At 68.3% G+C, this 14,470-nt stretch carries 16 protein-coding genes and 1 tRNA gene; 9 read left to right on the top strand and 8 right to left on the bottom strand.

What is annotated here, in order from left to right; genetic code table 11:
• Positions 1-5 precede the first annotated feature (5 nt).
• Both polA and E3D03_RS13235 read right to left on the bottom strand, forming a co-directional pair.
• Complete coding sequence (gene polA / locus E3D03_RS13230) at positions 6-2,816, bottom strand: DNA polymerase I (RefSeq protein ID WP_263567318.1); 2,811 nt, start codon at positions 2,814-2,816, stop codon at positions 6-8.
• A gap of 153 nt (positions 2,817-2,969) precedes the next feature.
• A complete protein-coding gene (locus E3D03_RS13235; protein ID WP_017998050.1) occupies positions 2,970-3,158 on the bottom strand; it encodes a zinc-finger domain-containing protein in 189 nt (62 codons plus the stop codon).
• Positions 3,159-3,227: 69 nt separating this feature from the next.
• On the opposite strand from E3D03_RS13235, the gene E3D03_RS13240 reads away from it, so the two are divergent.
• On the top strand, positions 3,228-4,169 hold the full coding sequence (locus E3D03_RS13240) for an ABC transporter ATP-binding protein (protein ID WP_263567319.1): 942 nt from the start codon (positions 3,228-3,230) through the stop codon (positions 4,167-4,169).
• A 6-nt stretch (positions 4,170-4,175) separates the two neighbouring features.
• On the opposite strand, the gene E3D03_RS13245 is transcribed toward E3D03_RS13240, so the two are convergent.
• Both E3D03_RS13245 and E3D03_RS13250 read right to left on the bottom strand, forming a co-directional pair.
• Complete coding sequence (locus tag E3D03_RS13245; RefSeq protein WP_263567320.1) at positions 4,176-4,550, bottom strand: HIT domain-containing protein; 375 nt, start codon at positions 4,548-4,550, stop codon at positions 4,176-4,178.
• Between the two features lie 12 nt (positions 4,551-4,562).
• A complete protein-coding gene (locus E3D03_RS13250) occupies positions 4,563-6,140 on the bottom strand; it encodes a beta-1,6-N-acetylglucosaminyltransferase (protein WP_263567321.1) in 1,578 nt (525 codons plus the stop codon).
• 160 nt (positions 6,141-6,300) lie between these two features.
• On the opposite strand from E3D03_RS13250, the gene E3D03_RS13255 reads away from it, so the two are divergent.
• The 4 genes from E3D03_RS13255 to E3D03_RS13270 all read left to right on the top strand — a co-directional run bounded on the left by E3D03_RS13255 (position 6,301) and on the right by E3D03_RS13270 (position 9,746).
• Complete coding sequence (locus tag E3D03_RS13255; RefSeq protein ID WP_062560796.1) at positions 6,301-7,119, top strand: sulfotransferase family protein; 819 nt, start codon at positions 6,301-6,303, stop codon at positions 7,117-7,119.
• Positions 7,120-7,441: 322 nt separating this feature from the next.
• The gene (gene rpmF, locus E3D03_RS13260) at positions 7,442-7,648 is read left to right on the top strand and encodes a 50S ribosomal protein L32 (protein WP_011748153.1); all 207 of its coding nucleotides are present in this window, start codon (positions 7,442-7,444) and stop codon (positions 7,646-7,648) included.
• 17 nt (positions 7,649-7,665) lie between these two features.
• Positions 7,666-8,775: a phosphate acyltransferase PlsX gene (gene plsX, locus E3D03_RS13265; RefSeq protein ID WP_263567322.1), complete on the top strand. Its 1,110-nt coding sequence runs from the start codon at positions 7,666-7,668 to the stop codon at positions 8,773-8,775.
• The gene (locus E3D03_RS13270) at positions 8,775-9,746 is read left to right on the top strand and encodes a beta-ketoacyl-ACP synthase III (RefSeq protein ID WP_263567323.1); all 972 of its coding nucleotides are present in this window, start codon (positions 8,775-8,777) and stop codon (positions 9,744-9,746) included. Before plsX ends, E3D03_RS13270 begins: the two co-directional genes overlap by 1 nt.
• Positions 9,747-10,043: 297 nt before the next feature.
• Here E3D03_RS13270 and E3D03_RS13275 read toward each other — a convergent pair whose 3' ends face one another.
• Positions 10,044-10,319, bottom strand: coding sequence for a DksA/TraR family C4-type zinc finger protein (locus E3D03_RS13275; RefSeq protein ID WP_062560799.1), 276 nt, complete (start codon positions 10,317-10,319; stop codon positions 10,044-10,046).
• A gap of 210 nt (positions 10,320-10,529) precedes the next feature.
• On the opposite strand from E3D03_RS13275, the gene ihfA reads away from it, so the two are divergent.
• From ihfA to E3D03_RS13295, 4 genes are all read left to right on the top strand, one after another.
• Complete coding sequence (gene ihfA, locus E3D03_RS13280; RefSeq protein ID WP_017998060.1) at positions 10,530-10,838, top strand: integration host factor subunit alpha; 309 nt, start codon at positions 10,530-10,532, stop codon at positions 10,836-10,838.
• Positions 10,838-11,377, top strand: coding sequence for a MerR family transcriptional regulator (locus E3D03_RS13285; protein WP_263567324.1), 540 nt, complete (start codon positions 10,838-10,840; stop codon positions 11,375-11,377). The genes ihfA and E3D03_RS13285 overlap by 1 nt, the downstream gene beginning before the upstream one ends.
• Positions 11,378-11,491: 114 nt before the next feature.
• A tRNA-Pro gene (locus tag E3D03_RS13290) sits at positions 11,492-11,569 on the top strand.
• Positions 11,570-11,629: 60 nt separating this feature from the next.
• The gene (locus E3D03_RS13295; protein ID WP_263567325.1) at positions 11,630-12,694 is read left to right on the top strand and encodes a 2'-deoxycytidine 5'-triphosphate deaminase; all 1,065 of its coding nucleotides are present in this window, start codon (positions 11,630-11,632) and stop codon (positions 12,692-12,694) included.
• Positions 12,695-12,753: 59 nt separating this feature from the next.
• Here E3D03_RS13295 and E3D03_RS13300 read toward each other — a convergent pair whose 3' ends face one another.
• The 3 genes from E3D03_RS13300 to E3D03_RS13310 are packed head-to-tail and all read right to left on the bottom strand — an operon-like array spanning position 12,754 to position 14,461.
• Positions 12,754-12,948, bottom strand: a complete 195-nt coding sequence (locus tag E3D03_RS13300) for a hypothetical protein (RefSeq protein WP_062560802.1) — start codon at positions 12,946-12,948, stop codon at positions 12,754-12,756.
• 17 nt (positions 12,949-12,965) lie between these two features.
• Entirely contained in the window at positions 12,966-13,625 is a 660-nt protein-coding gene (scpB, locus tag E3D03_RS13305; RefSeq protein ID WP_263567326.1) for an SMC-Scp complex subunit ScpB, read from the bottom strand.
• Positions 13,622-14,461: a segregation and condensation protein A gene (locus tag E3D03_RS13310; protein ID WP_263567327.1), complete on the bottom strand. Its 840-nt coding sequence runs from the start codon at positions 14,459-14,461 to the stop codon at positions 13,622-13,624. The genes scpB and E3D03_RS13310 overlap by 4 nt, the downstream gene beginning before the upstream one ends.
• Positions 14,462-14,470 lie beyond the last annotated feature (9 nt).

Consider the following 14,470-nt stretch of genomic DNA (forward strand, 5'->3'; position numbering starts at 1 on the left):
CTTCGTCAATGCGCCTCGGCCCAGCTTGCCCCCTGCCCGGCATCGACGATCAGCGGCACGTCCAGCCGCACGGCCGGCTCGGCCGCGCCCTGCATGACGCCGCGCGCCACCTCGATCAGTTCCGGAACCGCCCCTTCCTCGACCTCGAAGACCAGCTCGTCATGCACCTGCAGCAGCATCCGCGCCGGCAGATGCGCGATGGCCTCGGGCATGCGGATCATGGCGCGCCGGATGATGTCGGCCGCCGCGCCCTGGATCGGCGCATTGATCGCCGCCCGCCGCGCGCCCCCGGCCGAAGGGCCGCTGAGGTTGATGCCCGGGGTGTTGATGCGCCGCCCGAACAGCGTGCGCACGAAGCCGTCCTGCTTGGCCTCGGCCACGGTGCGGTCCATATAGGCGCGGATCTCGGGGAAACGCTCGAAATAGGTGTCGATGAAGGCCTGCGCCTCGGCGCGCGGAATGCGCAGGTTGCGCGACAGGCCGAAGCCGGAAATGCCGTAGATCACCCCGAAATTGATCGCCTTGGCGCGGCGGCGGATCATCGGGTCCATGCCCTCGACCGGCACGCCGAACATCTGGCTCGCGGTCATGGCGTGGATGTCGATGCCGTCGCGGAACGCCTGCTTCAACGCCGGGATCGCCGCGACATGCGCCAGGATGCGCAGCTCGATCTGGCTGTAGTCGAGGCTGACCAGCCGGTGCCCCTCGGCGGCGATGAAGGCCTCGCGGATGCGCCGGCCCTCCTCGGTCCTGACCGGAATGTTCTGCAGGTTCGGATCGGTCGAGGCCAGCCGCCCGGTCTGGGCGCCGGCAATGGAATAGCAGGTGTGGACGCGCCCGGTCGCCGCGTTCACATGCAGCGGCAGCGCATCGGTATAGGTCGATTTCAGCTTCGAGATCGCCCGCCAGTCCAGCACCCGCGAGGGCAGGTCGTGGCCCTCGGCCGCCAGGTCCTCCAGCACCTCGGCGCTGGTCGAGAAGGCCCCGGTCTTGCCCTGCTTGCCGCCGGCCAGCCCCATGCGGTCGAACAGGATCTCGCCCAGCTGCTTGGGGCTGCCGACGTTGAAGGACCCGCCGGCCAGGGCGTGGATCTCGGCCTCCAGCGCCGCCATCTTCTGGGCGAAGGCACTCGACATGCGGCGCAGGTGGTCGGCATCGATGCGGATGCCGGCCATCTCCATCCCGGCCAGCACCGGCACCATCGGCCGCTCCAGACGCTCATAGGCGCTCGCCACCCGCTCGCGCGCCAGCTGCGGACGGAAATGATGCCAAAGCCGCCAGGTCACCTCGGCATCCTCGGCGGCATATTCGGCGGCCTTGTCGATGGCGACCTGCTGGAAGCCGATCTGCGCCTTGCCCGAGCCGATCAGGTCCTTGATCGGCACGCAGGTATGGCCCAGATAGGTCTGCGCCAGCTCGTCCATGCCGTGGTTGTGCGTGCCGGCATTCAGCGCATAGGACATCAGCATGGTGTCCTCGACCGGTGCCATGCGGATGCCCAGCCGGGCGAAGATCTTGACGTCATACTTGATGTTCTGGCCGATCTTCAGGGTGGCATCATCCTCCAGCACCGGTTTCAGCAGCGCCAGCGCCCGGTCGACCGGGACCTGCCCCTCGGCCAGCACCGGCCCGCCGAACAGGTCGCCCGTCGCGCCCTCGCCGACATGGCCCAGCGGGATATAGCAGGCCCGCCCCGGCCCGGTGCATAGCGAAACCCCGACCAGGTCGGCCACCATCTCGTCCAGCCCGGTGGTCTCGGTATCGACGGCGACGATGCCGGTCTCGGCGATGCCCTCCAGCCAAGCGGCCAGAGCCGCCTCGTCGCGGATGACCTCGTAGCGGCTGCGGTCGATGGCCGGCAATTCCCGCGCCACGGGCCCCGCGACAGCCGCCACCGCAATCTCGGGCGCGGCCGGCACCGCGGCCCCCAGCTTCTCGGCCACGCGGTTGACCAGGGTGCGGAACTCCATCCGCTGCAGGAATTCCAGCAGCGCCTGCGCCTCGGGGGCCCGGATCGACAGGCTCTCCAGCGTGAAGTCCAGCGGCGTGTCGCAATCCAGCTCGACCAGGCGCTTCGAGATGCGGATCTGCTCGGCATGGTCGATCAGGGTCTGGCGACGCTTGGGCTGCTTGATCTCGCCCGCACGCGCCAGCAGGCTCTCCAGGTCACCATATTCCTCGATCAGCTGCGCGGCGGTCTTGATGCCGATCCCGGGCGCACCCGGCACGTTGTCGACGGAATCGCCGGCCAGGGCCTGGACGTCCACCACCCGCTCGGGCCCGACGCCGAACTTCTCGCGCACCTCGTCGGGGCCGATGGGCTTGCCCTTGATCGGGTCCATCATCTCGACGCCGCCGCCGACCAGCTGCATCAGGTCCTTGTCGCTGCTGATGATGGTGACGCGCCCGCCGGCATCGCGCGCCCGGCAGGACAGCGCTGCGATGATGTCGTCGGCCTCGTAGCCCTCGGTCTCGATGCAGGCGATGTTGAAGGCCCGCGTCGCCTCGCGGGTCAGGGGAAACTGCGGCCGCAGATCCTCGGGCGGCTCGGGCCGGTTCGCCTTGTAGAGCGGATAGATGTCGTTGCGGAAGGTCTTGGCGCTATGGTCGAAGATCACCGCGGCATGGGTCGGCTGGTCCGAGCCAGAGCCGTCCTGGATATATTTCCACAGCATGTTGCAGAAACCGGCGACCGCCCCGATCGGCAGCCCGTCCGAGCGCCGGGTCAGCGGCGGCAGCGCGTGATAGGCGCGAAAGATGAAGGCCGAGCCGTCGATCAGATGCAGGTGATGGCCCTTGCCGAATACGTCCGTCATCTGCGCCCCATCCTTCTGCCGGCAATCCAAGGTCCCTTGATGCCACGAAGCGCCGACCGGGCCAAGACCGCCCCCCGCCTTCGCTGTTTCACAAATACCCCCGCCGGAGGCCGGCAACCCTGCCGCCCCCGCAAAGGCCGCCATGGCGCAGGGTCAGTGATCGTCGTGGGCGTGGGCGCGGTCGATGACGAAGCGCTTGTCGCAATAGCCGCATTCGACCCAGCCGCTGTCCTGCGGAATGGCCAGCCAGACGCGCGGATGGCCAAGGCCCCGCGCCTCGTCGCCGTCGCAGGCGACCTTCCAGCGGGTGACGGTCTGGATCTCGGGGGCCGGGATGGTCATGGCGGTTCCTTGAGCTTTGACGACAAACGCGGTTAAACCGGCGGCGATCATAATGAACGCGAAGAGCCGATGCCAGCCCCTGCAAGCAGTCCGAACGCCATCGAAATCAGCGGCCTGACCAAGACCTATGCCGCCGCCGGCAAGGCGCCGGCAAAACAGGCGCTGAAGGGGCTGGACCTGGCGATTCCCGCCGGCTCGATCTTCGGCCTGCTGGGTCCGAACGGCGCCGGCAAGTCCACGACGATCAACATCCTGGCCGGGCTGGTGCGCAAGACCGCGGGCCGGGTGACGATCTGGGGCTTCGACCAGGACGTGAACCCGCGGCAGTCCCGCGCCGCCATCGGCGTCATGCCGCAGGAACTGAACATCGACCCGTTCCTGTCGCCCCGCGCCAGCCTCGAGGTGCAGGCCGGCCTCTATGGCGTGCCGAAGCGCGAGCGCTGGACCGACGCGCTGCTGGAGCTGGTCGGGCTGACGGACCAGGCGGAAAGCTATTCGCGCCACCTGTCGGGCGGCATGAAGCGGCGGCTCTTGCTGGCCAAGGCGCTGGTGCACCGGCCGCAGATCCTGGTGCTGGACGAGCCGACCGCCGGGGTGGACATCCAGCTGCGCGAGATGCTGTGGCGCAACGTGCGGCGGCTGAACGACCAGGGCATGACCATCATCCTGACCACGCATTACCTCGAGGAAGCCGAGCAGATGTGCGACCGTATCGCCATCATCGACCACGGCGAACTAATCCTGTCCGAGCCGACCGCCGCCCTACTCGGCCGCGCCGATTCCAAGACGCTGATCGTCGACACCGGCGAGAATCGCGCCCTGCCCGCCCTGCCCGAGGGCGTGCGGGCCGAGCGTCGCGCCGACGGCCGCCTGGCGCTCGGCTATGCCCCCTCGCGCATCGCGGCCGACCGGCTCATCGACGCGCTGCGCGACGCGGGGCTTGCGATCCGCGACGTGGCGGTCGAGGCGCCGGACCTGGAAGACGTCTTCGTCCAGCTGACCTCGCGCTGAGGCGCCTCAGCCGGCCGAGACCATGCGCCCCATCGGCCGGCCGCCCAGGATATGCATGTGGAAATGCGGCACCTCCTGCACGCCGTCCGGCCCGGCATTGGTGATGGCGCGGAAGCCGGCGCCGCTGTCCAGGTCAACGCCCAGTTCGCGCACCACGCGGGCGATGGCGCGGTGGAAGTCGACGATCTCGGCGTCCGAGGCATTGGCCGCGAAATCGTCGTAGCTGACATAGGCGCCGCGCGGGATCGCCAGCACATGCACCGGCGCCTGCGGGCGGATGTCGCGGAAGACCAGCGTGTGCTCGGTCTCCAGCACGGTGTCGTTCGGGATCTCGCCGCGCAGGATACGGGCAAAGATGTTCTGCGGGTCATAGGCCGGCATGGCGATGTCTCCTCAATCGGTGAACAGGTGCGGGATTTTGGCCAGTTTCAGGGCGGTCTCGGGCAGCAGGTCGAGGAAGCGGGCCAGGTGGACGGCGTTCTCCTCGGGGCTGCGCCAGGGGGCGATGGCGTGGAAGCCGGGGAAATCCATGTCGCGCAGCCGCTCGGCCTCGTGCTCCAGGTCGGCGCGCACCGTGGGCAGCAGCCGCTCGATCACCTCGGGCGCGGTCTGCGCCCCGGCCAGGCCGACCCGGCCGATATGGCCGCGCAGGTAATCGTCGTCGAAATCCGAATCGATCAGCAGCAGCCTTGTGTCGGCCTTGTCGGCCATCAGGTCCTGGATCAGGTGCAGCGCCGAGGGATCGAGGCAGATCACCAGCTGGTTCGACTCGAAATTCTCGAACAGCAGCCGGATCAGCGCGCGGCGGTGCCGGTCGCGCTTTTCCAGCGTGGTCTCGACCCCGCCCAGGTCGGGCAGATGCGCCTCGAGCTCGTTGAACAGGAAATCCACCGCCGGGATCGTCGTCTCGGCCCGGATCGCGGCGGTCAGGCGCTTGGCGACGTGCCATTTCTTCGAGACCACCAGCAGCAGCGTGTTGTTGCGCCCGAGGCTGCCCTCGGCCTCCCAGAAGCGCTGGCCGAAGCGGCGCCCGACCCGGCCCTGCCCGGTCAGGAAGCGGAAAAGCCCGGTCGCCTCGTTCGAGATCGGGAAATGCACCCCGGTCGCCGCCCAGAGCGCCCCCAGCCTTTCGCGCAGCCGGATCGCCTCGGGCGAGATCTTGCGCGCGAACAGGTAGTCCTGGCCCATCAGCAGGTCGTACTGGTCGTTGTAGAAGGTGACCGGCATGCCGTAATCGGTGAAGACCAGATAGGTCAGCGTGCGCGAGCGGATCTGCTTTCGCGGCACGACATGGGGCACGATGGTCTGGAAGAAGGTCTCGTCCGGGATCCAGGTCGTGGCGAAGAAGCGCATGACATCGGAGCGCGCGGCGCAGAACTCCAGCACCTTCTCGACGGTCTGGCGGCGCAGGCACCACCATTGCGAGCCGATCATGACCTGGATGTCGGCCGGGATGCTGCGGGTCAGGCCGAATCGCTTCTGCAGGTCGTAGCTGGCGTAGAACAGCCATTTCCGCGTGCGTTCGTTGAACCAGTGGCGATAGATCAGCCGCTCTTCCTTGAAACCGGTCTTGATCCAGTCCGATTCGAAGAAGTCGAAGCTCTCGATATAGTCGCAGTCGTCGGCGTCGAGGAAGGCGCGGGCGTATTCGGCCGACTTGATCGGCATGCAATCGCCCGAGAGCATGTAGAAATGCGTCGCCAGCGGAAAGGCCGCCACGGCCGAGCGCACCGCCTCCAGCGTGGCGCCGACCAGCGACCACTCGCCCCAGCCGCATTTCCAGCGCCGCTGCGCAAAGACCACCGACGGGTTGTCGGCCAGCGCCGCGCGGATGGCGTCGAAGTCCTTGGGATTGGCGCGGCCGTCGAAATGGATCGAGACATAGTCGCCGGTCGCGGTCAGGCGCTTGGCCTGCGCAATGACCCCCTTCGGATCCTTGTGGCAAAGCAGAATGAAGGCAATCCGCGCCATTCTCTATCCCATCTTCCCGGTTCGCGCCCGGAACGCTCTACAGCAGGTTGAATCTCTGCCGGTGATTTGCTTTGTGTCCTTACCGATTTTGACCGGGCCGGCAACCCGGCCCGCACCCGGCCCGCAGCGGGCGCGGCAATGTGAACAGGAAAGGCACGGAATGGGCTTCCCAGGAACTTGGATGACCGAAAGCGGCAGCATGGTCTATCGCGTGGTGCCGAAATGCGCCTGTTCGTCGATCGGGCAGATCATGTTCTATTCGGACCACGGCCGCTATTTCGACGGCGACATCCACGATTCCACCGACGGCCTGCACAAGTGGAACCAGGAGGCCAGCCAGCCGCTGATCGAGAAATCGGTCAAGGCGCATGAGGCGCTGACCTTCACCTGCGTCAGGAACCCCTATGGCCGCATCCTGTCCTCGTTCTTCGACAAGATCGCCGGCATCCAGAGGAACGGCAAGCGCTATCGCGGCAACCTGGTGCCGCAGCTGATCCAGCGCTACGGCATCGACGTCGGCAGCCCCGAGAACGGCTTCGAATTCGACCAGGTCGCCAGCTTCCGCCGCTTCCTGCTGTTCGCGCGCGACACCATCCGCTGGCGCCGGCCGATGGAGCCGGACATCCACTGGTCGGCCATGTCGGGCCATATCTCGACCTTCATCGTGAACGGCGGCCGCTACGACCAGATCTTCTTCACCGAGAAGTTCAACGAGGGCATGCAGAAGGTGCTGGACGCGGCGCCGACCCCGGTGACGCTCGACGTGAACGACGTGCCGAAATTCAACGAATCGGAGGGCCACGGCCCCAAGCGCGCCCACAGGATCAGCGAATACTTCGACGACCTGTCGCGCCATCTGGTCTGGGAGATCTACAAGAAGGACTTCCAGCTGTTCAAATACGACTTCGACGACCCCGACAACAAATATCCCAGGCATGAAGTCGACCTCGACGAGGTCCATGCCAAGCTGGGCCGCTGAACCCGCCGCGCCGGCCCGCACCCGAGGCCGGCGCCGCTGCCGCCCGCTTTCACCGTTTTCCAAATACTCCCGCCGGAGGCAGCGCCGCCCGGCGGCGCTTTCTTCCCGCCCACCCAAGTTTTCCCTTGCGAAAACCGGCAAAGCCGCTATTTTCCGCGCTTCATCCGACCGGCGGGGCATCACCCGGACCGTTGCCCCCGTGCGCCAGACTTGTTTCGCGCCTTGCGGTTCACGCGCTCTTGGCCTATGCCCGCCCCAGAAACGAAATCAGCATCCGGGGCCGCCCAGTCGGGTTGCCCCCCGAACCACTTGAGGTTGAGACATGGCCGTCCCTCAGAACCGAGTTACCCGGTCCCGCCGCAACATGCGCCGCTCGCACGACGCGCTGGTCGCCGGCAACCCGAACGAATGCAGCAACTGCGGCGAGCTGAAGCGCCCGCATCACGTCTGCCCCTCCTGCGGCCATTACGCCGACCGCGAGGTCGTGGCGCAGGCCAATGAGGTCGACCTGGACGAAGACGCGGCCTGAGCGGACTGACCGCGGATATGGTCTCGGCAGGCTCCACGACGCTGCCGCGCACCCCGGCGACCGGGGGCGTGGTGATCTCGGTTGATGCAATGGGCGGCGATCGCGGACCTTCCGTGGTGGTCGCCGGCATTGCCGAAAGCGCCGAGAAGAACCCCGATATCCGTTTCATCCTGCACGGCCCCGGCGCCGAACTGGAAGCCCTGGTCGCCCGCCGGCCCGGGCTTTCCGTGCGTTGCGACATCCGCGACGCCCCCGGCGTGGTCACGATGGGCGACAAGCCCAGCCAGGTGCTGCGCAAGGGCGAAGGCACCTCGATGTGGTCCACGCTCGAATCCGTGCGGCAGGGCGAGGCCACGGCCGCCGTCTCCTGCGGCAATACCGGCGCGCTGATGGCGATGTCGATGATCCGGCTGCGCAAGCTGCCCGGCGTGAACCGCCCCGCCATCGCCTGCCTCTGGCCCTCGCGCAATCCGCAGGGCTTCAACGTCATGCTGGACGTGGGCGCTGACATCCGCGCCGATGCGCAGGACCTGCTGGCCTATGCGCTGATGGGCGCCGCCTATGCCCGCAACGGGTTGGGCCTGGCCCGGCCGCGCGTCGGGCTGCTGAACGTCGGCACCGAGGAACACAAGGGCCGCCCCGAGCTGAAGCAGGCGCATGAGTTGATGCCCGCCTCGGCCCAGACGGCGAATTTCGACTATGTCGGCTTCGTCGAGGGCGGCGATCTGCCCTCGGACCGGGTGGATGTGATCGTCACCGACGGCTTCACCGGCAATGTCGCGCTGAAGACCGGCGAGGGCACCGCCAAGCTGGTCGGCGACCTGCTCAAGGAAGCCTTCGGCAAGTCGGTGCTGTCGAAATTCGCGGCGCTGCTGGCGATGGGATCGCTGAAGCGGCTGCAAAAGCGCATCGACCCGCGCCGCGTCAATGGCGGCGTCTTCCTGGGCCTGAACGGAACCGTGGTGAAATCGCATGGCTCGGCCGATGCGACCGGGGTTTCGGCGGCGGTCAAGCTGGCCTTCCAACTGGCGCAATCCGGCTTCCAGGACCGGCTGGCGGCGCGCCTTGCCCAGATCCATGCCGGCGCCGAGACCGATGGCGCCACGCCAACCGAGGGAGCGTCCTGATGCGGCGAGCGATCGTCCGGGGAACCGGCCACTACCTGCCCGAACGGGTGGTCGAGAACAGCTGGTTCGAGGACAAGCTGGACACCAGCGACGAATGGATCCGCGCCCGCACCGGCATCGAGCGGCGCCATTTCGCGGCCGAGGGCCAGCGCACCAGCGATCTCGGCATCCTGGCTGCCCGCGCGGCGCTGGACAAGGCCGGACTGGCGGCGCAGGACATCGACGCGGTGATCGTGGCGACCTCGACCCCCGACCTGACCTTCCCCTCGGTCGCGACCATGGTGCAGGCGGGGCTGGGTATGACGCGCGGCTTTGCCTATGACATCCAGGCGGTCTGCGCCGGCTTCGTCTTCGCGCTGGCCAATGCCGATGCGATGATCCGCGCCGGCTTGGCCGAGCGGGTTCTGGTCATCGGCGCCGAGACCTTCAGCCGCATCATGGACTGGACCGACCGCGGCACCTGCGTGCTGTTCGGCGACGGCGCCGGCGCCGTGGTGCTGGAGGCGGCCGAGGGCGACGGCACCGCGCAAGACCGCGGCATCCTCGCCACCGATCTGAACAGCGACGGGCAGTATCGCGATCTGCTCTATGTCGATGGCGGCGTCGCCTCGACCGGCACCGCCGGGTATCTACGGATGCAGGGCAACCTGGTGTTCCGCCATGCGGTCGAGAAACTGGCCGATACCGCGCATCGCGCGCTGGACAAGGCCGGGATCGCGCCCGAACAGGTGGATTGGCTGGTGCCGCACCAGGCCAACCTGCGCATCATCGAGGCCACCGCCAAGCGCATGCATCTGCCGATGCAGAAGGTGGTGCTGACCGTCGCGGACCATGGCAATACCTCGGCCGCATCGATCCCGCTGGCACTGTCGGTCGCCGATGCGCAAGGCCGCTTCAAGCCCGGCGACCTGCTGGTGGTCGAGGCCATCGGCGGCGGCCTGGCCTGGGGCTCGGCCGTGCTGCGCTGGTGAATCCAAAAGCGGCGGGTTCCCCCGCCGCCTGCCGGCTTGCCATGAATGTCATTCGGACCGGCTGTTCGCCGCGCTGTCGTCCAGCACGCCGGCGGCGCCCTTCAGCTTCTGCCGCTCCTCGATCAGCGCCCGTTTCAGCTTGCGCTTCCATTTGCTGGTCATCTCATGCCTCCCATGAAACCGGCAGCGGGTTGCTGCGCCATGATTGCAGCCTAGCACGACCTGCGGAAAATTTCACGATAAAGATGATAGATATTTATGTCTATCGTCCGGCGGACGGCGCGCCACCGCAAGTCCCTATTTCAACTGCGAATCCTTGGACCCGCGCCGATTGATGCCCGCCACCGGGCGGAACGCCTTGTCGCGCCCCGACTGGCATTCGACGCACAGCCGCACGCCGGGAATCGCCTGCCGCCGGGCCTCGGGAATAGGCTCGTCGCATTCGTCGCAGAATTCGGCACTGTCGCCCACGGTGCGATGCGCATTGCGCGCCCGCATCCGCTCGATCGCCTCCTGGGTCGAGATATCGATCTGCTCGTTGACCGCCTCGTCGCGTGCCCAACCGCCCGCCATGTCTGCCGCTCCGTCCCAGGTTACACTGCAAAGATAGGAAGCAAAACCCCGCCCTCCAAGCCCATGCGCGCCGGGAATGCGCGGGGTCTTGCCGGTAAGGCGCGAATAATGCGGAACAAAATCCGGCATGCGGGAACGGAATCGCAGAGCCGGTTGTTGACTCGGCACCCTAAAGAAATCATCCTGCACAGCATTCATGAGGTTTCCGAGATGAGCGACTCTACCCTGACCCGCATGGACCTGGCCGAAGCCGTGTTCCGTGAGGTGGGTCTGTCCCGCCACGAATCGGCCCAACTCGTCGAAAGCGTGCTCGGCCATGTTTCGGACGCGCTGGTGCGCGGCGAACAGGTCAAGATCTCGTCCTTCGGCACGTTTTCGGTCCGCGACAAGAACGAACGCGTCGGCCGCAATCCCAAGACCGGCGAGGAAGTGCCGATCACCCCGCGCCGGGTGCTGTCCTTCCGGCCCTCGCATCTGATGAAGGACCGCGTCGCGGCCGGGAACAGGCGCAAGGGCTGATGAGCAAATCGCCCGACGCCTTCCGATCCATCGGAGAGGTTTCGCGCCTCGTGGGCGTCGCGCCGCATGTGCTGCGCTATTGGGAATCGCAATTCCCGCAACTGGCCCCGGTCAAGCGCGCCGACGGCCGCCGCTACTATCGCCCCGACGACGTGCGGCTGGCCGCGGGCCTGTGCCAGGTCATGCGCGAGGAAGGGCTCAGCATCCGCGGCGCCCGCCGCCTGATCGCGGCGGATCGCGGCCTGGGCCTGCGCGAGATCGGCGCCGCGCGGCTGGGCGAGGCGCGGGACCACGCCGCCGAGCCGGCGGCCGCAAGCCCGGACACGCCTGCGCCCGAATCGACGCCCCTGCCCCGCCCCCCGCGGCGCGCCGCGAAACCGGCCGAATCCCTGCCGCTGTTCGACCGGCCCGGTGCCGCGCCCGACTGGCTGGCCCGCCTCGCCACCGCCGCCGCCCGGCTGCGCCGGCTGGAATTGCAAGGCCGCCCCCTGCCCGACCGGGCCCGTCAGCTGCGCATCGCGCTGCGCGACCTGCGCTAGGCGCATGCCACCCCGCCCCTTGCCGCAGCAGGTTGCAACAATCGAATTTCCCGACCAGATTTCCGCGCTTGGCCCCTTGTGCTGGCCGCCCGCTTCGCTCTATATGCCCCTCGTCGGGCCGTGGCGCAGCCTGGTTAGCGCGTCCGTCTGGGGGGCGGAAGGCCGCGAGTTCGAATCTCGCCGGCCCGACCATTCCGAAAACGCCCATCCCTTTGCGGGGGTGGGCGTTTCCTTTTGCCGAAAGGGTTTGCCGTGAACGGTGTCCTGCCCGATTCCCGCCTGCGCCAGCTGATCGATTCCGGTGCCATCCGCGCCGAAAGCCCGATCCTGCCCGAGCAGATCCAGCCTGCCAGCCTCGACCTGCGGCTGGGCGCGACGGCCTGGCGGCTGCGCGCCTCGTTCCTGGCCGGCCAAGGCCGCAAGGTCAGCGACCGGCTGGCGGATTTCGAGATGCACCGCATGGGCCTGACCGGTGGCGCGGTGCTGGAAAAGGGCTGCGTCTACCTGGTGCCGCTGATGGAGCGGCTGTCGCTGCCGCAAGGCCTCGATGCGGTCGCGAATGCGAAAAGCTCGACCGGCCGGCTGGACCTGCTGACCCGCCTCGTCACCGACGGGGGCACCGAATTCGACCGCCTGCCGCCCGGCTACGACGGCCCGATCTATGCCGAGATCTGCCCGCGCAGCTTCTCGGTCCTGGTCCGGCCCGGGATGCGGCTGAACCAGCTGCGGCTGCGCCAGGGCCAGGCCGTGCTCTCGGACGCCGAGCTGCAGGAACTGCACGCCCGCGAGCCGCTGGTCAGCGGCCAGGCGCTGATCGACGACGGCCTGGGCTTCTCGGTCGACCTGCGGCCTGAGACCGGCGACCTGGTCGGCTACCGCGCCCGCCCGCATAGCGGCGTCATCGACCTCGACCGCATCGGCGCCTACCGCGCCCGCGACTTCTGGGACGAACTCCACACCAGCGACGGCCAGTTGATCCTCGACCCCGGCGCCTTCTACATCCTCGTCAGCCGCGAGGCCGTGGCGATCCCGCCCGATTACGCCGCCGAGATGGCGCCCTATCTCGCCATGGTCGGCGAATTCCGCGTGCATTACGCCGGCTTCTTCGACCCCGGCTTCGGCCATGGCCCGGGCCAGGGCGCGCGCGGCGTGCTCGAGGTGCGCTGCCACGAGGCCCCCTTCGCGCTGGAGCACGGCCAGACCGTCGGCCGCCTGGTCTACGAACGCATGGCCGCTCGCCCCGACCGGCTCTATGGCAGCGGCATCGCCTCGAACTACCAGGGCCAGGGTCTGAAGCTCGCCAAGCAGTTCGCCTGAGCTTCTTTCTTGCCGAAATATCCCGGGGGAGTCCCGCAGGGACGGGGGCAGAGCCCCCGCTACCGCATCCGACGGGTGATCCGCGCCGCTTGGCGCGCCCGCTTCACCGCCTCGCGTGCCGCCTTCTCGCGGCTTTTCTGCTGCGGCGTCTGCCGCTCGCCGGGTTTCGGCGCGTTCATCCGGCGCATGCCCCAGTTCAGCAGGCGATTCGAAACCATCCGCGTCAGCATATTGACAAGCTGGTTCATGTTCATGGCGCTATGCCTTGTTTTCATTCATCTTCGAACAGGTCGTCGGCCAGGGCCCCGGACGCGCCCGCCTCGGCATCCTCGTCCCGGAACAGCGTGGGCGCAAGCGCGGCCTGCGGACGCGATTCCAGCAGCCCGGCGGCGCGCAGCTCGGCCAGCCCCGGCAGGTCGCGGGCGCTTTCCAGCCCGAAATGATCGAGGAACGTCTCGGTCACCACGAAGGTCACCGGCCGGCCCGGGGTCTGCCGGCGCCGGCCGATGCGCACCCATTCCAGCTCGATCAGCTGGTCCAGCGTGCCCTTGCTGACGGCGACGCCGCGGATCTCCTCGATCTCGGCGCGGGTGACCGGCTGGTGATAGGCGATGATCGCCAGCGTCTCGGTCGCGGCGCGCGACAGGCGCCGGCTCTCGACCATGCTCTCCTGCATCAGGAAGCCCAGGTCGGCGGCGGTGCGAAAGGCCCAGGCATCGCCGACACGCGCCAGCTGCACCCCGCGCCCCTCATAGCGGGCGCACAGGCTTTGCATCACCTCGGCCGGGTCGCAGCCCTTGGGCAGGCGCGCGGCGATCTCGCGCAGGCTCATCGGATGGGCCGAGGCAAACAGCACCGCCTCGACCATGCGCTCCTGCTCGGGCAACGGCGGCGGGGGGAAACGGTGCGGGTCAAGGGGTTCGTCGGTCATTCCGGGCGTCTGCGAATGGTGATGGGGGCAAAGCTGGCGCTCTGGCTGATTTCCAGCCGGCCCTGCCGCGCCAGCTCCAGCGTGGCGGCAAAGGTCGCGGCGGTGGCCGAGCGGCGGCGCTGCGGGTCGGTCTCCCAGCCCTCGGGCAGGAAGGCGGCAAGCTGGGTCCAGTCGCAGGCAAAGCCGATCAGCCCGCACACCCGGTCCAGCGCCTGCTCCATGGTAAAGACGTCGCGACGGTCGAAGGCATAGGGCCGGAACTCGTCGCGGGTGCGCAGCCGGGCATAGGCCCGCATCAGGTCGATCAGCCCGGCCTGCCAGGCGACCTGGCGCTGGCGGGTCACCACCTCGGGCGCGCCGCGCGCGAAACGGTCCTGCCCCAGCCGGTCGCGCGCCATCAGCCGCGCCGCCGCCTCGCGCATGGCGTTCAGCCGTTCCAGCTGGAAGGCCAGATGCGCGGCCATCTCCTCGGCGCTCGGCCCCTCGGCCTCGGGATCGGGCGGCAAAAGCAGCCGCGATTTCAGAAAGGCGAGCCAGGCCGCCATGACCAGGTAATCCGCCGCCAGCTCGATGCGCAGGGCGCGGGCCTGGTCGACGAAGGCCAGGTACTGGTCGGCCAGCTCGAGGACCGAGATCTGCAGCAGGTCGACCTTCTGCATCCGCGACAGGTTCAGAAGCAGGTCCAGCGGCCCCTCGAACCCCTCGACATCGACGACCAGCACCTCCTCGGCGCGGGCGGCGGCCCGGTCCGAGACATTGTCGGGCGGCTCCAGCCCCGGCAGCGGCGGCGCGGGGTCCGGGTCGGGCACGGGCGTCAGATAGGGAACCCTGGTCATGCGGGCAGA

Source organism: Paracoccus sp. DMF (assembly GCF_004407025.1).
GTDB classification, from domain to species: Bacteria; Pseudomonadota; Alphaproteobacteria; order Rhodobacterales; family Rhodobacteraceae; genus Paracoccus; species Paracoccus aminovorans_B.